Raw genomic sequence first — 17,710 nt, forward strand, 5'->3', positions numbered from 1 at the left:
ATTAAGTGTGACGCCGCGGCAGGGACAGCGGCGGAATGTCCTCATACAGCGGCATGCGGACCCACCGCTCGCCGGTCTCCCGGAACTCGGCCCGGCTGGCGAAGCGGTACAGGTAGCTGCTGGCGCGCACCCAACGGGGCCGCCCGCCGTCGAACGGGTCTTGGTGCAGCAGGCGCAAGGTGGGCTGGTCCGCGTCCAACAGCTTGTGCAGGAAGGCGTAGAACCATTCCTCGTGCACGGTGCGCAGGGGCAGGAACCACATGAGCCAGTCCAGCCGCAGGTGGTACGGCGCCCACTGGCGGGGGAGCGCGTGTACGTCGCCCGGCTTGCCCTTGAAGGCATACTCGCGCCAGGCAGTGTCCGGAGCGTCAGGCTCCTCGTCCAGGGTGCCTTCGACCACGATCTCCACGCGGTGCCGCGTCACCGTCCCGAAGGCCCCGTACGTGTTGACCAGCCGCCAGCGGTTGAAACTGGCGTTCATCAGCTGCCCGCTGGAGAACAGATTGCGGATGGGCCAGTAGCTGAGCACCAGGAGCAGCACCGTCACTGCCAGCACGACGGCGAGCCACCACAACGGGGTCTGCCCACCAGCCGCGGCGGCTTGCCGGTCCAGCGGCAGGAACGGCAGCACGGCGTGCGCCACCGGGTCGCTCACCGCGGCGAAGGCCAGGACGATGGCGCTCCAGTTCAGCCAGGCAAAGTTGCCGCTCCCCACCAGCCACAATTGCGTGAACACCACGATGCCGGCGGCAATGCCGGCCAGCGGCTGCGGGGCGAACAGGAAGAACGGCACCACCAGCTGGGCGGCATGGTTCCCCAGGACCTCCATCCGGTGGAACGCCCTGGGCAGGAGGTGCGCCTGCCGGCTCAACGGCCCTGGCATCGGCTGGGTTTCATGGTGGTAGAACAACGCCGTCAGGTTCCGCCACTCGCTTCCGCCGCGGATCTTGATCATGCCCGCGCCGAACTCAAGCCGGAACAACAGCCACACCAGCAGGATCAGGATGGTCCGGGGCGGCGGCGTCTGGTCCGAGCCCAGGAACGCCACCGTGAACCCCATCTCGAGCAGCAGGATCTCCCAGCCGAAGCCATAGAACGTCTGGCCCACATTCACGATCGACATGTACAGCAGCCACAGCGCCAGGAAGGCCACCATCGGCACCCAGGGCGGCCCCAGCTGCGGCAGCCCCGCAACGAGCGTCGCCGCTATGCCCATCCCGGTCCAGCAGACCACACGGAGCAGCCGGTCCGAATACCGCCAGCGGAACAGGGTGGGACGCAGCAGGCGGCGCCCGCCGGCCAGGTACCTGGGGACGGGGAGCAGGCCGCGCTCGCCGAGAAGGGCAGGGAACTGGTTGAGGGTGGACAGGAGCGCGATGAAGTAGAGCGCGGCGGTACCGCGCTGCAGAACCTGCCGGGCGAACCCGTACTCCGGCGCCTCGAACCAGGACACCCAGTCCACGTTTCCTACGGTACGCCTGCAGGGCTCCGGGCTGGGATACTTATGCAATGCAGCCGCGCAAGATCGTCATCCTCGGGTCCACCGGTTCCATCGGCACACAGGCGATTGACGTCGTCGACGGCGCCCCGCATCTTTTCGAGGTCGTGGCGCTCAGCGCCGGCGGCGGTCATCCGGAACTGATCGCCCGGCAGGCCGTCCACACGAGGGCCCGGGCCGTCGGCATCGCCCGCGGCGATGCCGCGGAACTGCAGCAGCTCATCGATGCGGCCGCCGCGGCCGCCGGACTGCGCGACTACCGGCCGGAGATCTTCGCGGGACCGGACGCCTCCACCCGGATCGCCGGCATTGACTGCGATGTGGTCCTCAACGGCATCACGGGCTCCATTGGCCTGGCCCCCACCCTGGCCGCCCTCGCCTCCGGGGCAACCCTGGCCCTGGCCAACAAGGAATCCCTGATCGTCGGCGGCGCCCTCGTCAAGGCGGCCGCGGCCGAAGGCCAGATCGTTCCCGTGGACTCGGAGCACTCCGCCATCGCCCAGTGCCTGCGTTCGGGGACGGGCGCCGAGGTCGAAAAACTCATCCTGACGGCCTCCGGCGGCCCTTTCCGCGGCCGCACCCGCGAGCAGCTCCACAACGTCACCCCTGCGGAGGCACTGGCCCACCCCACCTGGGACATGGGCCTCATGGTCACCACCAACTCGGCCAGCCTGGTCAACAAGGGCCTGGAAGTCATCGAGGCGCACCTGCTGTTTGACGTGCCCCTGGACCGGATCGAGGTGGTGGTCCACCCGCAGTCCGTGGTCCATTCCATGGTGCAGTTCGTGGACGGCTCCATCATCGCCCAGGCCTCGCCGCCGGACATGCGCCTGCCCATCGCCCTCGGCCTGGGCTGGCCGGACCGGGTGCCTCGGGCAGCCCAGGCCTGCGACTGGAGCCAGGCCACCAGCTGGACTTTCGAGCCGCTGGACTCCGTGGCCTTCCCCGCCGTGGACCTTGCGAAGGACGCCGCCAAGCAGGGCAGCACGTTCCCCGCGGTCTTCAATGCCGCCAACGAGGAAGCCGTGCAGGCCTTCCACGCCGGCCGGATCAGGTTCACGGACATCGTGGACACGGTGGAATCCATTCTCAGCGAACATTCAGGATCTTCGGAGCTGACGGTGGACTCCGTGCTGGAAGCTGAAACGTGGGCACGGACCCGCACACACGATCGTTTAGCCAGCAGCACCCTCTAGGAAGCAGTCCATCACGGCATGAATCCCGTCATTCTCTTCATTCTCGGCGTCGTCTTCGTGGCGATCGGCGTCGCGGCGTCCATCGCCCTGCACGAGCTCGGCCACCTCGTCCCGGCCAAGCTGTTCAAGGTGCGCGTCACGAAGTACATGATCGGCTTCGGCCCCACCCTGTGGTCCAGGAAAAAGGGCGAAACCGAGTACGGGTTCAAAGCCATTCCGCTGGGTGGCTTCGTCGCCATGATCGGCATGTACCCGCCCAACACGCAGGACGGCAGCGTGCGGCCCTCCAGCACAGGCATGTTCCAGACCCTGGCCACAGAGGCCCGGTCCGCAGCCCATGAGGAGGTGGGCCCCGGCGACGAAAACAGGGTCTTCTACAAGCTGCCCGTGTGGAAAAAGATCATCATCATGCTCGGCGGGCCTGCGATGAACCTGCTGGTCGGCCTGGTGCTGACCGCCGTGCTGCTCATGGGCTTCGGCGCCGCCACTGCCACCACCACCATCGCCGATGTCTCCAAGTGCCAGGTCGCTGCAGGGGAGACCGTTGATCCGGACTCCGAGGCCTGCAAGCCGACGCCGGCCGCGGCCTCGGGGCTCCTGCCGGGGGACCGTGTCACTTCCTTTGACGGCAAGGCCGTCACCAGCTGGGAGGAGATGACCTCCTGGATCCGGGCCTCGTCCGGCCGGGAAGTGCAGATGACGGTGGAACGCGACGGCGCCTCCGTCACCACCACCGTGACCCCGGTCCTGTCCGCCCGGCCCATCATCGGCGTCGACGGCCGCCCCGAAAAGGACGCCGACGGCAAGGCCAAGTACCAGGAAGTCGGCTTCCTCGGCATCGGCGCCCAGACCGAAATGGTGCCCCAGCCGGCGTCGACGGTCCTGCCCCTGGCCGGTGAAAACATCAGACAGGTGGCGGGCGTGATCCTGAACCTTCCCGCCCGCGTGGTGGGGGTGGCGCAGGCCGCCTTCAGCGAGGAACCCCGGGATCCCAACGGGCCCATCAGCGTGGTAGGCGTGGGACGCGTCGCCGGCGAGGTCGCGGCCATGGAGGAGATTCCGGTGCAGGCGCGGCTTGGCGCCCTGGTGGGGCTGCTGGCCGGCCTGAACTTTGCGCTGGCCGTCTTCAACCTGGTCCCCTTGTTGCCGCTCGACGGCGGACATGTCGCCGGGGCGCTGTACGAGGGCGTCCGTCGTCGGGTTGCGAAAATCTTCGGCAAGCCGGATCCGGGCGCCTTCGACATCGCCAAGCTGCTGCCCCTGACCTATGTGGTGGCCTCGGCGCTTCTGGCGATGAGTGCCCTGCTGATCTACGCGGACATCGTCAAGCCCGTGAATATCTTCGGCTAGGCCCCGCCACGCCCGACGCCGGTTGGCTCCCCCGAGGGAAGCTGGGGATTCTTCTGCGCGAGGTTTCTCGGTCCGTCCAAGGTTTTTCCAGCCTAAATCGAGCAGTCTGGGCCTGATCCGGTTGGGACCGAAACCGGCGCGTCTGTGGGAGTCAATGTGGACAGCATCTGGGAAAATGAGGGTGAACCTGCTACTGGAAAGGCTGCGCACCCTGTCAGGGGTGTGAGTCAGCAGCCACAAACGGTGGACCAGGGCGGCCGGGGCCGCAGGGCGCGGGCCTTGCTGCCAGGCCGCTCCTTCTTAAAGGCCCCCCCGTGGAAACGGAGTACCGCGCTGGGGGCGGCGGTCCTGATGGTGGTTGGCATGGGACTGCCCCTGATGACGGCGCCTGCCCAGGCAGCCCCCGTGGGGCAGGGCTTCAACGTGACAGCGGCCGACCTCGCCTTTATTCTCAAGCAGATCAAGATTTCCGAGGCACACGTCCGGAACACGAACTCCGACACCGGCCCCTGCGGTGCTCTCCTGGGCACAGGGCCGGACCAGGTTCCCAACCCGATGGTTTCCTTCGGCCTGCGGACGGTGGACGGCTCCTGTAACAACCTCCAGCCCAAGCGTGAGCTTTTCGCCACGGCCAACCAGCAGTTTCCGCGTCTGAGTTCTCCCCAATACCGTGCAGGCGAAGACGGTGCTGCCATGCACATGCCTGGCCCCACCACGTACGACGGCACCGGGAACGTCGTCGACTCCCAGCCGCGCGTCATTAGCAACCTCATTGTGGACCAAACGTCCACCAACCCTGCCGCGGTCTCGGCAGCCGGGTTCCCTGTCCGTACCCAGGGAAATGAAGGCGTCAAACCCTGCGATGCACAGGGGCTCCCCGAAGGCTGCGTGCCGGCTGGTGAGACCCTGTTCATCCCCAACGTCACCACCGACGTCGGGCTCTCGCCACCGTACAATTCACTTTTCACGATCTTCGGCCAGTTCTTCGACCACGGGCTGGACCTGGTGGACAAGTCCGGGAGCACCGTCTTCATGCCGCTGAAAGCGGATGACCCGCTGATCCCGGGCAATGACGGCGTTCTGGGCACCGCGGATGATCTGCCGCCGCGCATGCGGTTCATGGTGCTGACCCGCGCCACGAACATGCCCGGACCCGACGGAGCGATCGGCACCGCAGACGACGTCCGGGAAGCGATCAACCGGACCAACCCCTTGGTTGACCAGTCCCAGACCTACTCGTCGAACGCTTCGCATCAGGTGTTCCTGCGTGAGTACGCCAACAACGCCGCGGGACGCCCGGTGGCAACCGGCAGGATGCTCGCATCCGCGGACGATGGAATGGGCACGTGGGCCATGCTGAAGGACCAGGCCGCCACTAAGCTGGGCCTGAAGCTTGTGGATCACGACGTGTTGAGCATCCCGATGCTCGCCGTGGACCCGTACGGCAAGTTCATCCCGGGTCCGGAGCGGGGCATGCCGCAGTACGTCACGGCCATGGGAATGGTAGAGGGCAACACCGCGGCCCCGGTAGCCGTGCCCGGGAACGCAGTGCGGATCAACGAGGCATTCCTTGACGACATTGCCCACGCCGCTGTGCCGAAGACGGCGGCGATGGCCGCTGACGCGGATACGGTCATCAATCCTCCCGGCCCGCCGGCGTCCACCTACGACGACGAAATGCTCAACGCACACTTCGTTGCAGGTGACGGGCGCGTCAATGAAAACATCGGCCTGACCACCATCCACCAGGTGTTCCACTCCGAGCACAACCGGCTCATCGGGGACATCAAGAACACGCTGTCCTCGGACACGTCGAGCAATGGCACAAAGGCCCTGGCTGAGTGGAAGCTTGCGGAGGGAGCCGACGGCTGGAACGGTGAACGGCTCTTCCAGGCTGCGCGGTTCGTCACGGAGATGGAATACCAGCACCTGGCATTCGAAGAGTTTGCCCGCAAAGTCCAGCCTCTCATCGAACCGTTCAGCGGCTACCACGACGACATAAATCCAGCCATCCAGGCGGAGTTCGCACACGCCGTCTACCGATTCGGCCACTCCATGCTGACGGATACGGTCCCACGGAAGAATGCCGACGGCACATCGAACGACATCCCGCTGCTGAACGCCTTCCTCAACCCGCCGGCATACGCTGACGGCGGCCCTGCAGGGCCGCTTTCATCCAGGCAGGCCGCAGGTGCCATTGCCATGGGCCTGTCGGACCAAGTGGGCAACGAGCTCGACGAGTTCGTCACGGACACACTGCGCAACAACCTCCTGGGGCTGCCGCTGGATCTGCCGTCACTGAACCTGGCCCGCGCACGCGAAACAGGGGTCCCATCCCTGAACAACCTGCGCAAGCAGATCTTCTCCGCCACCAACGACGGCCAGCTGAAGCCCTACACCAACTGGATTGACTTCGGCCTCAACATGAAGCATCCGGAGTCCCTGGTCAACTTTGTCGCCGCTTACGGGCAGCATCCGAGCATCCTCAACGCAACGACCCTGGCTGACAAGCGGGCCGCAGCAAAGCTGATCGTGGATCCGCCCATCAATGCTCCCCAAGGTTCAGTTCCGGCGGATGCGGGGGACTTCATGGGAAGCACCCTGACGTGGGCAAACGATGGGAGCAACTCCAAGACCGGCCTGGACCAGGTCGACCTGTGGGTGGGCGGCCTGGCCGAGCGGACCAACCTCTTCGGCGGCCTGTTGGGGTCCACGTTCAATTACGTGTTCGAGCGGCAAATGTCGGACCTCCAGAACGGCGACCGGCTGTACTACCTGGCCCGGACGCCGGGGATGAATCTGCTGACCCAGCTCGAGGGTAATTCGTTTGCAGAGATGATCATGCGCAACACGGACGCGAAGAGCCTGAAGGCCGACACGTTTGCGACCGCGGACTGCAAGTTCGAGCTCGGCAGGCTGCAGTTCTCGGGTACAACGGTCCTGGACGATCCGCTGTCCGAGTGCAATGAGCAGGCCCTGCTGATCCGGATGCCAGACGGCACCATCAGGTACCGGACCACCAATTCCATCGACCCCCCGGGCATCAACGGACAAAGCGTGTTCAACGGCACCGCCGGGGCGGACAGGATCTGGGGCGGTGTGGACAATGACACGTTCCTGGGCAATGAAGGAAACGACGTCATCGAAGGCAACGACGGTGCGGACACCGTCTTGGGCGGCGATGGCAATGACATCGTTACTGATTCTGCCGGCGACGACGTCTTCAAGGGCGGACCGGGCAACGACGCCATGGACGGTGGACCCGGCCTGGATCTGCTCATCGGCGGCGACGGCAAGGACTTCATGAACGGCGGCGCCAACACCAATGAAGTCCTCGGCGGCGAAGGCGATGACATGATCATTGCCGGTGGCGGCAACGACACGGCAATCGGGGACGGCGGCGACGACTGGATCCAGGGTGGTGACGGCGCCGATCTGCTGATCGGCGACAGCGGTGCCCCCTTCTTCGACGATCCGAACACCCCCGGCCACGACGTCATCTTCGGCCAGAACGGCGACGACGACTACGACGCCGAGGGCGGGGATGACATCATGCTCGCTGACCCCGGGGTCGAAAGGAACGCCGGTGCTGCAGGCTTCGACTGGTCCACCCACCAGCTGGATGCGCTGCCGGCAGACGCAGACCTGACCCGGAACCTGCTCGGAGTACCGCCTGCGGCGGCAACCTTGCGGGACCGGTACGCCGAAGTCGAGGCTCTTTCGGGCGCCGGCATGAACGATATCCTCAGAGGCGACGAAGTCGTACCGCGGCTTGTGGTGGGCGAGGGATTCTCTGGGAACGACTGGCTGGATGCGGCCGGTGTGGCCCGGATTTCAGGGCTTGCCGCACTGCTGCCGTCCGGCGCAACGGACAGCGGCAAGGTCTGGGGTGAAGGAAACATCCTCCTGGGCGGCGGCGGCAGCGACACCTTGGAAGGCCGCGGCGCGGACGACATCCTTGACGGCGACAAGTACCTGCGGGTCCGGCTCAGTGTCCGGACGAATCCCGCTGATCCGGCCACGGAGATCGGCAGCACCGACGGCATGGAAAAGCCGTATATTGCAGGCAGCTCCACAACCCTGCAGGCTGCAGTGTTCGCCGGAGCCGTGGACCCAGGCAACATTGTGATCGTCCGGGAGATTGTTGACGGCGGTGCCGGTGGTGATGAGGACGTCGCTGTATTCTCCGACCTCAGGGCCAACTACATCGTCACCACCCTCCCCGCAGGTGCTTCGCTCGGGGCTCCGGGCAGCGTGACAACGGTGAGGCACGTTGTGCCGGTCGAACCTGGGGCCCCTGTCGACGACAGTGCGCCCGCGGATGGAACGGATACGCTCCGGAACATCGAGAAGCTGGTCTTCGCAGACTCGCAGCCGCCGGCACAGCCGATCATCCTTCAGGCGGTCGCAGGCAACGCCTCAGCGACAGTCAACTGGGTGGCACCCTCGGGATCCGCAGTCTCGGGATACTCGGTCAAGGTCCTGGACAGCGCCGGCAACCAGGTAGGGCTGCCGCGGTCCGCTGGAGCGGAGCGGAGTAGCCTGGAAGTTGACGGGCTGGTGAACGGAACCACATATACATTCCAGGTCCAGGCGGTCAACATCGCTGGCGCCGGTCCGTTCTCGGCCAGCTCGAACCCGGTGACGCCTACGCGGTTCACGGATGTTCCACAGGACCACCAGTTCTCTACGGAGATCAACTGGCTTGCCAGACGGGGTATCACTACCGGGTTCCCCGACGGCACGTTCCAGCCCCTGAGCTCGGTGAGTCGGGCCGCGATGGCTGCTTTCCTCTACCGGTACTCGGGATCCCCGGAGGTTGTGTTGCCGGCTACGTCACCATTCACGGATGTTCCGACGGACCACCAGTTCTTCAAGGAGATCATGTGGCTCAAGGACTCCGGGATCACCACCGGGTTCACGCCCACCACGTTCGCGCCGGACCTGGCCGTCAACCGCAAGGACACAGCCGCGTTCATCTACAGGTTGGCGAAGGAGCCCGACTTCACGGCCCCGGCAAGCTCGCCGTTCAGCGACATGACCCCGGCGAGCCAGTTCTACAAGGAAGTCTCCTGGCTGGCCAGCACCGGTATCACCACCGGTTTCCCGGACGGCACGTTCCACCCGTTTGAGGATGTCCACCGGGATGCCATGGCAGCGTTCCTGTTCCGCTTCGACGGGTTCATCACCCCATAGGCGGACTCCACGGAAGGAGCCGGCCCGGACATTGCGTCCGGCCGGCTCCCTTTTGAGGGAGCCTGTCCAGCGACTCGGCTCTGTTCCGACGCGTGCCGCACTCATCCTCGCTCCGCCGCTGGTGACTTGGCCGGCCCCTGTGGCCTTGTGCCATCAGGCTCTCATTTCCCGTTGCTTGCCGGCGGACTGCCAGCGGCTAACCATTCCATCCCAACCACGCTCCGGGTGGGCCCAACCTCCTGTCGTCCCCTGCCGACCGCACGGCCGGCGGGATAAGATCGGGACATGGCCGGACCCGCGGATGTTCTTGGCCCCGTCCTGGAATTGATGACCTGGGTGGGGTTCGTTCCGGGCGTGCCGCTGCTGGTCTGTGGCTGGATTATCGACAGACGGCGATGCCGCTGGGTCAGCACCACGGGCGAGATCTTTGCGGCCGGCAGGTACAAGGGCTTCCGATGGACCGACAGTGAGAATACACCCCGTCTATCCCTGCTGCGTCCTGAGCATGCGCAGGAACTGGTGACCGGAAGTGAAATCGTGCTCCATTACGATGTCTGCCACCCTGCCCGGTGGGGCTTGGGTCCGCCCCGACACGACAACACTGTCCTGATCGTTGGATGGATCCTGACCACGGTCGGGATTGTGTGCAGTTTAGCCGGATTCGTCCTGATGATGCTCTAACGGTGACAGGAGTCTGCCGATTTCCTGGCCCATCAGGGCAATTGCTCCGGTTGCTCGACTTCCGGATTCCTGGGTCCCAGACTCTTCGCTAGCGAACTGGGGAACCCGCGTCAGAGGTTGTTGAAGCGGAAGAGGAAGGCCGCCATGGCCGCCCTGCTGACTTTGTCCTGGGGCTTGAAGGTCCCGTCCGGGAAGCCGGTCGTGATGCCGGTTGACGCGAGCCAACTGACTTCGGTGAAGAACTGGTGGCCCGGCCGGACATCCGGAAACTCCGACGGCTTCGTCACCGGAGGCTTGCCCGCCAGTCGGTAGAGAAACGCCGCCATGGCGTCGCGATTAATGCTCTCGAACGGCCTGAACGTCCCGTCAGGGAATCCTGTGGTGATGCCCCGGGCGGCCAGCCAGCTGATTTCCCTGTAGAACAGGCCTCCCGGCCGGTTGTCACTGAAGAAGACCGTGTTCGTGAAGCTGGGCTTTCCGGAGAAGCGGTACAGGAACGCGGCCATGGCGTTGCGGTGCACCGGCTCGTTGGGGTGGAAGGTGCCGTCGGGAAAGCCGGTGGTGATTCCGGCGGCCGCCAACCAGTTGATCTCGGCAACAAATTGGCTTCCGAACTGGACATCGTGGAAAACGGGAACAGGCGGGGCCGGTGCAATGCCGTCCCATTGCGCTGGCGCGGCTTTGACAGGGTCATTGACGTCCACTGCGTCTTCTGCCATCCCAACCCGGAATTGCACCATCATGGAGTGGTCTTCGTGGGGGAGGTTGTGGCAGTGGATCATGTACCGTCCACGGTGCGGCCCGAATTTCATGAGCAGCCTTACTGTCTCGCCCTCCCCGACGTAGACGACGTCTTTCGGACCCCTTTCGTAGGGGAAGGGCGGCCGGCCGTTGCGGTCCAGTATGCGGAAATCAACCAGATGGAGGTGGATGGGATGGAACCAGCCGCCGGAATTATTCTCGAACTGCCAGATTTCGACGGCGTCCAGCGCCGGGTTCGCGATGGCCTTCTTGAAGCCGCTGGCCACCACCTCCTCCCAGGAATTGTCGCCGATGGTCCACACACCGGTGAGGTCGTTGCGATTCACGCGGAAGTTCCGCACATTGGTGGCCGCGTCCTCCCGGATAGACATGGATTCGCTCGCGGCCAGTTGCGTGGGAATGGTGTTCCACGTGGGGTCTGTGGTGTCCACAGCGTCATCGACAACGTCGAAGGCCATGATCTTGCCCGTGTCGGCGAAGTTCACGTTGTTCTCATTGGACAGGTTCCGCAGTTCCACCCGCTGACCGGTCGAGTACTTGCGGAAATCGATCAGAACTTCATAGCGCTCGGCGCCGGCGTGCCGCCAGCTGGCCACGGTCTGCGCAACAGGCACCAGCCCGCCGTCGGTGGCCACAACCGTGACCGGATCCCCGTTGCTCAATGTGGGCCGCAGCGACCGCGAGATGCACGCATTCAGGATCCGGAACCGGTAGACGCGTTTCTGGACCTTCATGACCGGCCACGGCTTGCCGTTGACAAGGATGACGTCACCCCAGAGGCCGGAATGGTCGTTGGCGTCGTATCCCAGGGCGCCGCTTTGGGCAAAGCTTGCGTCGCTGATGGTCAGTGCGACATCGAACTGGCCTTGCGGCAGCAGCGCCCGTTCCACGGGGTCGTGCATGTGGTACTGGGCCGCCAGCCCGGAGTAGACGTTCTGGGCGGTGAAATGGACGGCGTGGTCGTGGTACCAGAGCGTCCTGGCAGGCTGGAAATTGGGGTACCGGTAGTCCTTGGCGAATCCCGGATTGGTTACGTCGTTCGCATAGCCATCGAACTGAGGCAGTGAGGCTGAGCCGTGTAGATGAACCGAGGATGCTAGCAGATAGCCTTCGGATGGATGCAGCAGGGGCATCTGGTTGCGGACGCGCAGAACCGCTTTCGTACCCTGATCCAGGCTGATGGTGGGGCCAGGGAAGATTCCGTTGTAACCGAGAATCGGCGTAGTGAGTCGGGGCAGGATGTTGGCAGTGGAGACCATTTCCGTGACGGAGTAGTAGTTGACCGGAGCGCCATCCACGGGGTCTATGCCCGTGTCGTATGGCGCCAGAAAAGGCGCCTGGACAAAATCCGTCTGGAACGGCCGCGGTCTGTCCGCGGGGTCGAGTGCGCTCGCGACAATGGCATTCACGGATCTGAGCGGCAGCGATACCGCTCCGACCCCCAGGGCCCCGAGGCCGCCAATCAAGAGAACTTGTCGTCGTGAAATCGTCATTTTCTCCCACCCTTCAAGAAGCAATCACTGAGAGACTGCGCTCCGTTTCTTGGAGAAACCATGTAAGCCGCCCGCTGCCGTCCGAAGACCGCAGGTTTTCTGCAACCGTGGTCAGGGATAAAGGAAGCGGTATGCATCGCAGTGCGAAATGTCGCCAACCAGGGGGTACGCAATGACACTCAATCTGCACGTCGGTAGAACGGTTCCAGCGCAAGCACGCTTTACTGCAGCCTCGAAGCTTCGGCGGAGGTTGTCCGTTGGCGTAACTGGCCATTTTTGGTGATGAGATGTTTCTTACTTTTTGGCGGTTTCGTCGGGCGATCGCTTCCCATGTCTGGCCGCTGGGCGGAGGCGCGCTGCTGGTTATTTTCGTCGCAGCCATGCAAGTGGCATTGCCGTGGCCGATGAAAGTCATTGTCGATGACGTGTTGCAGCCATCAGGGCCTTCCGAGCAGCACCGTCTGCCGGGATTCCTCGGATTAGCCGACGCTGGGCCCCTGCAGCTGCTTCTCCTCGCTGCGGCGGCTCTGCTGGCCATGACCCTGCTGAACGCCGCGGCGGAGTACCTGGGGACCCGTGTGCTCAATGGTGTTGGGGAGCGGGTCATGGCCACCATCCGCGTTGATGTTTTTACCCATTTGCAGCGTTTATCCCTGTCCTTCCACGACAGGCAGCGGCTGGGGGACCTCGTCACACGCACCACCACCGATGTTGATTATGTGCGTGCGCTCATGGTGTCGATGCTTTCCGTGCTGCTGCCCAACGTGTTCATTCTGGGGTTCATCGTCACCATCTGCGTGATGGTCGATCCGGCGTTTGCATTGATCGGGCTGGCAGTGGCCCCTTTGTTGTTCGTAACGGTGCTGGTTTACCGGCGCCGGATCAAAGCCGCATCCCGAGAGGCACGACGCAAGGACAGCGACATAGCGGCGGCTATGTCCGAGACGTTCTCTTCGGTGCGCGTGATGCAGACCTACACAAGCGAAACACGCCACGAGGAAGACTTCCGCACCCGGAACGACGGGAGGAAGGACGCCGGCCTGAAGGTCATCGGGCTTCAGTCCGTGTTCTCTCCACTCGTAGATGTCATCGCCACTTTGGGCACGGTGCTGGTGCTCTGGGTCGGTGCCCAACGGGTACTGGAGGGAACCATGACGCTGGGCCTATTGCTCGTATTCCTCGCTTACCTCAAGGCGCTGTACGCCCCGATGAAGGCCCTGGCGAAGCTGACAACGGTGATCAGCCGCGGCCAGGCCAGCGCCGAGCGCATCCAGGAGATTCTGGACACGGCACCGGCCATCACTGACAAGCCCGGCGCCCGGCCCGCCCCGCGGCTGGCCGGCGCGGTGGAGTTGCGCGGAGTCAGCTTCGGCTACCAGGAGAACCGGGATGTCCTGCACGGAATAGATCTCAAAGCCGAGCCAGGCAACATGGTGGCGATCACCGGACCCACGGGCGCCGGAAAGTCGTCGGTAGCCAGTCTCATCCCGCGCCTGTACGACGTGACGCAGGGGTCCGTGTTCCTCGATGGGGTCGACATCCGGGATCTGCAGCTAGCCACCGTGCGCAGGCAGGTCTCCATGGTGCTGCAGGAGTCCATCCTGTTTCGCGGGACGATCCATGACAACATCGTTTACGGCTCCGAGGGGGTCAGCCGCGAGCACGTGTACGCTGCGGCTCAGGCGGCCTATGTGGACGAGTTCGTCCGGAATCTGCCGCTGGGATATGACACCCCCGTGGCGGAGCGCGGCGTCACCCTCTCCGGCGGACAACGCCAGCGTATCGCCATCGCCCGCGCGTTAGTGCGGGACACCCCCATAGTCATCCTCGATGAACCAACATCGGGCCTGGACGCGATCTCCGAACAGTACATAATGCGCGGTCTCGACCGGCTAATGGCCGGCCGCACGGTCATCGTCATCGCCCACCGCCTCTCAACCCTCCAACGCGCCGATCAAATCTACGTCCTCGACCACGGCAGGGTGGTCGAAACCGGCCGGCACGGCGACCTTATCGCCTCCGGCGGCCTCTACAGCCGCCTTGACCGGCTCCAGCACACCGGGGACACCCACGCGCCGACATTGGGCCTGACACAGACGGAGACGATCGCATGAGCGAAACCAAGCCCGGAACCTACGGTGCGCTTCCGTGGCGGACCGGGAGCAAAGGTGCGCTCGAAGTTCTCCTTATTCACCGCCCCCGTCATGGCGACTGGTCCATTCCCAAGGGCAAAGCAGAACCGGGAGAATCAGGGCGGGAATGCGCGCGGCGTGAACTACGGGAGGAAACCGGCTTTGACTGCCGTCTCGGTGCTGAATTGCCAAGCATCCGGTATGAGGACAGCAAGAAAAGAACCAAAACGATCCGTTACTGGGCGGCGGCCGCAGAGTCAGGGCACTTCACCGCCAACCGAGAGGTGGACGCCGTCCGGTGGCTCTCTCTTCCCGCAGCCCTGCGCACGGTAACCGAGCCACGGGACCGGCCGGCCATCATCGCCCTGGGCACCCAGCTCCAAATGCAGTTGGGCGTACGGCCGGTGTCCGTCCGGGAAACAATGTTACTGCTCGTCCGCGGCGCCAAAGCCACGGACCGCAGCGAATGGAAGCATCCAGATCACAGCCGGCCGCTGGCAGAGGAAGGCGAAAAAGCCGCCCAATCCCTGGCTTCGCTGGGATCGATGTTCAAAATAGAGCGAGTTTTTTCGTCCCCTCTGATCCGTTGTATCGAGACCGTTGCCGAACTGGCCCGGCGGGAGTCCCTCGAAGTGGAGCGTTCCGAGCACTTGGCCGAAGGACGTATCAAGGCCGCAATGGGTCTGGTGGCGCAGACGCGCGGGACCGGAACCGTCCTGTGTACCCATGAGGACGTCCTGTCAGGCGTTATGGCCCACCTGATCCACCACGACCGCACGATTTTGGATAAACGCTTCCGCGTCCGCAAGGGATCAGCCTGGGTACTGACAGGCGATAATACCCGCTATCATTCCGCTTACTACATACCGCTGCCCACAACGGGCCTCTTATAAGCCGCCGCCCGCGGACAACAGCACCTGAATAAAGGTTGTGGGATACCGCACCCTGCTGAGGGGGTGCGGCCCCGTGGTTCGTCTCCTGCAAGTAGGCTTGGACGCATGAGTATTTTTGCAGTTGAATATGTCTACGCCGAGGGTTCCGCTGCAGGTCGCGACGAATTCCGCCCGTCCCACCGCGCATGGCTTGGCCAGTATGCAGAGGCCGGCCGGTTGCTTGCTTCGGGTCCGTATGTTGACGGCAGCGGTGCCCTCCTGCTGTTCACGGCCGAATCGGAAGAGGCACTGTTGGAAGAACTGAAGCAGGATCCGTTCAATACCCACGGGTTCGTGGCCGGAAAGCGCGTCAGTGAGTGGAGCCCTGTGATCGGGCTGCTGAACCAGTACACGTGAACTGGTACAGGCCCGCGAAGAGGTTCACAAAGCCAGATAATATGATCCGCGACTACCTGCCGGAAGACGGCAGATGGAGGACGTCTTGACCCCGGTCAGCTTAGGAATGCCAGCAGCACCGCCACCAGTTCTTGCCCCTCGTCGCAAGACGCGCCAAATCAAGGTAGGTTCGGTCGGCGTCGGCTCCGATTCGCCCATCAGCGTGCAGTCGATGACCACCACGCCCACCACGGACATCAACGCCACGCTGCAGCAGATCGCCGAATTGACGGCGTCCGGCTGCGACATCGTGCGCGTTGCCTGCCCGTCGGCTGACGACGCCGATGCCCTGCCGATCATCGCGCGCAAGTCCCAGATCCCGGTCATCGCGGACATCCACTTCCAGCCGAAGTACGTCTTCGCCGCGATTGAGGCCGGCTGCGCCGCTGTGCGCGTCAACCCGGGCAACATCCGCAAGTTCGATGACCAAGTCAAGGAAATCGCCCGGGCCGCCAAGGACCATGGCACGTCCATCCGCATCGGCGTCAACGCCGGTTCGTTGGAGCCCGGCATCCTCAAGAAGTACGGCAAGGCCACGCCGGAGGCACTCGTTGAGTCCGCAGTCTGGGAAGCCTCGCTCTTCGAGGAGCACGGCTTCCACGACTTCAAGATCTCCGTCAAGCACAACGACCCCGTGATCATGGTGGCGGCCTACGAGATGCTCGCCGAACAGGGCGACTGGCCGCTGCACCTCGGTGTCACCGAGGCCGGGCCGGCCTTCCAGGGCACCATCAAGTCGGCCACTGCTTTCGGGGCGCTCCTGTCCCGCGGCATTGGCGACACCATCCGCGTCTCCCTTTCGGCGCCGCCGGTCGAGGAAATCAAGGTGGGCAACCAGATCCTGCAGTCGCTGAACCTGCGCCCGCGCAAACTGGAAATCGTCTCCTGTCCCTCCTGCGGCCGCGCCCAGGTGGACGTCTACACGCTCGCCGAGCAGGTCACCGCGGGCCTGGAAGGCATGGAGATTCCGCTGCGCGTCGCCGTCATGGGCTGCGTCGTCAACGGGCCCGGCGAGGCACGCGAGGCCGACCTCGGCGTCGCTTCCGGCAACGGCAAGGGCCAGATCTTCGTGAAGGGGGAAGTCATTAAGACTGTCCCCGAGAGCCAGATTGTTGAGACACTGATCGAAGAGGCCATGCGTATCGCTGAAGAGATGGGGGAGGCCGATGGCGAAGATGCTGTCAAGGGTAGCCCCGTGGTTAGCGTCTCGTAACGAGACCGGCCTGCAGGTCCGGGTGCTCGGCTCCGCCGACACCCGGGTTCTGCGCGCGCTTGCGGATGAAGACGTTGTTGCCAACGTCTTCATCCTGGCGCATTTGGATTCGACCGGCACCGCCGCGCCCACCTCGGGCGGCGCCAGAGTTTTTGGCGTGTTCGACGGCGGGACGCTCCTGGGCGCCTGCTGGGCCGGGGCCAATCTGGTTCCCGTACAGCTGGCCCCAGGGCTCGCCGGCTACATCGCCACGGCGGTCCACCACACCGGCCGCCGCTACGCCTCCATCTTCGGGCCGGCCGAAACCGTCCTCGCGCTCTATTCGCACCTGGAGCAGCTGGGGCATTTCGCCCACGAGGTCCGCGCCCGCCAGCCGCTGCTCACCATCGCCGGGCCACCTCTCATCGAGCCCAACCGCCAGTTGCTCGTCGCCGGGATGGCCGACTTCGACCGCATCCTGCCAGCCTGCGCCGCCATGTTCGAGGAGGAAGTGGGCTACTCGCCGTTCCTCGGCGGCCAGGACTACTACAGCCGGCGCGTGGCCGGCCTCATCCGGCAGGGCCATTCCCTCGTCCACATCGACGCCGCCGGCACGGTGGTCTTCAAGGCCGAGCTGGGTGCCGTCACTGCGGATGTCACACAGGTCCAGGGCGTGTGGATGAACCCGGACATGCGCGGCCAGGGACTCAGCGCCGCGTACATGGCCGCCGTCGTGGTCCTCGCCCGGAAACTGGCGCCGGTCACCAGCCTCTACGTCAACGACTACAACGCCCGGGCCCGTGCTACCTATGAGCGCGTCGGCTTCGAGCAGGTAGGAACCTTCGCTACTGTTCTTTTCTAGTTGGCCATTGCCGGCACATC

General features: G+C 64.5%; 11 protein-coding genes. 9 read left to right on the forward strand and 2 right to left on the reverse strand.

Annotated elements, in window-relative coordinates; translation table 11 throughout:
• Window position 1: 1 nt before the first annotated feature.
• Window positions 2–1,462 carry a lipase maturation factor family protein gene (locus J1902_RS05155; RefSeq protein ID WP_207615180.1) on the reverse strand — a complete coding sequence of 487 codons (1,461 nt, stop codon included), beginning with the start codon at window positions 1,460–1,462 and terminating at the stop codon, window positions 2–4.
• A gap of 47 nt (window positions 1,463–1,509) precedes the next feature.
• Here J1902_RS05155 and dxr point away from each other — a divergent pair, with 47 nt between their 5' ends.
• From dxr to J1902_RS05175, 4 genes are all read left to right on the forward strand, one after another.
• Window positions 1,510–2,694 (forward strand): 1-deoxy-D-xylulose-5-phosphate reductoisomerase, encoded by a 1,185-nt coding sequence (gene dxr / locus J1902_RS05160; RefSeq protein ID WP_207615181.1) that lies wholly within the window; start codon window positions 1,510–1,512, stop codon window positions 2,692–2,694.
• A gap of 18 nt (window positions 2,695–2,712) precedes the next feature.
• The gene (locus J1902_RS05165) at window positions 2,713–4,044 is read left to right on the forward strand and encodes a M50 family metallopeptidase (protein WP_207615182.1); all 1,332 of its coding nucleotides are present in this window, start codon (window positions 2,713–2,715) and stop codon (window positions 4,042–4,044) included.
• Between the two features lie 363 nt (window positions 4,045–4,407).
• Entirely contained in the window at window positions 4,408–9,240 is a 4,833-nt protein-coding gene (locus tag J1902_RS05170) for a peroxidase family protein (protein ID WP_242701633.1), read from the forward strand.
• Window positions 9,241–9,525: 285 nt separating this feature from the next.
• Complete coding sequence (locus J1902_RS05175) at window positions 9,526–9,921, forward strand: hypothetical protein (protein ID WP_207615184.1); 396 nt, start codon at window positions 9,526–9,528, stop codon at window positions 9,919–9,921.
• Between the two features lie 110 nt (window positions 9,922–10,031).
• Here J1902_RS05175 and J1902_RS05180 read toward each other — a convergent pair whose 3' ends face one another.
• Window positions 10,032–12,092, reverse strand: a complete 2,061-nt coding sequence (locus J1902_RS05180; RefSeq protein ID WP_307794376.1) for an S-layer homology domain-containing protein — start codon at window positions 12,090–12,092, stop codon at window positions 10,032–10,034.
• 371 nt (window positions 12,093–12,463) lie between these two features.
• On the opposite strand from J1902_RS05180, the gene J1902_RS05185 reads away from it, so the two are divergent.
• From J1902_RS05185 to J1902_RS05205, 5 genes are all read left to right on the forward strand, one after another.
• Entirely contained in the window at window positions 12,464–14,290 is a 1,827-nt protein-coding gene (locus J1902_RS05185; RefSeq protein ID WP_207615186.1) for an ABC transporter ATP-binding protein, read from the forward strand.
• Window positions 14,287–15,201, forward strand: coding sequence for an NUDIX hydrolase (locus tag J1902_RS05190; RefSeq protein ID WP_207615187.1), 915 nt, complete (start codon window positions 14,287–14,289; stop codon window positions 15,199–15,201). The genes J1902_RS05185 and J1902_RS05190 overlap by 4 nt, the downstream gene beginning before the upstream one ends.
• Window positions 15,202–15,306: 105 nt before the next feature.
• Entirely contained in the window at window positions 15,307–15,597 is a 291-nt protein-coding gene (locus tag J1902_RS05195) for a YciI family protein (protein WP_207615188.1), read from the forward strand.
• 85 nt (window positions 15,598–15,682) lie between these two features.
• Window positions 15,683–16,849, forward strand: a complete 1,167-nt coding sequence (ispG, locus tag J1902_RS05200) for a flavodoxin-dependent (E)-4-hydroxy-3-methylbut-2-enyl-diphosphate synthase (protein WP_207615189.1) — start codon at window positions 15,683–15,685, stop codon at window positions 16,847–16,849.
• Window positions 16,812–17,690, forward strand: a complete 879-nt coding sequence (locus tag J1902_RS05205; protein ID WP_207615289.1) for a GNAT family N-acetyltransferase — start codon at window positions 16,812–16,814, stop codon at window positions 17,688–17,690. Before ispG ends, J1902_RS05205 begins: the two co-directional genes overlap by 38 nt.
• Window positions 17,691–17,710 lie beyond the last annotated feature (20 nt).

The organism is Arthrobacter cavernae, from assembly GCF_017368795.1.
In the GTDB taxonomy this organism is placed as follows: Bacteria; Actinomycetota; Actinomycetes; order Actinomycetales; family Micrococcaceae; genus Arthrobacter; species Arthrobacter cavernae.

Excerpts from the sequence above, each read along its gene's own strand:
- dxr (WP_207615181.1), top strand. The coding sequence starts at position 1,510 with ATGCAGCCGCGCAAGATCGTCATCCTCGGGTCCACCGGTTCCATCGGC.
- J1902_RS05165 (WP_207615182.1), top strand. The coding sequence starts at position 2,713 with ATGAATCCCGTCATTCTCTTCATTCTCGGCGTCGTCTTCGTGGCGATC.
- J1902_RS05170 (WP_242701633.1), top strand. The coding sequence starts at position 4,408 with ATGGGACTGCCCCTGATGACGGCGCCTGCCCAGGCAGCCCCCGTGGGG.
- J1902_RS05175 (WP_207615184.1), top strand. The coding sequence starts at position 9,526 with ATGGCCGGACCCGCGGATGTTCTTGGCCCCGTCCTGGAATTGATGACC.
- J1902_RS05185 (WP_207615186.1), top strand. The coding sequence starts at position 12,464 with ATGTTTCTTACTTTTTGGCGGTTTCGTCGGGCGATCGCTTCCCATGTC.
- J1902_RS05190 (WP_207615187.1), top strand. The coding sequence starts at position 14,287 with ATGAGCGAAACCAAGCCCGGAACCTACGGTGCGCTTCCGTGGCGGACC.
- J1902_RS05195 (WP_207615188.1), top strand. The coding sequence starts at position 15,307 with ATGAGTATTTTTGCAGTTGAATATGTCTACGCCGAGGGTTCCGCTGCA.
- J1902_RS05205 (WP_207615289.1), top strand. The coding sequence starts at position 16,812 with ATGCTGTCAAGGGTAGCCCCGTGGTTAGCGTCTCGTAACGAGACCGGC.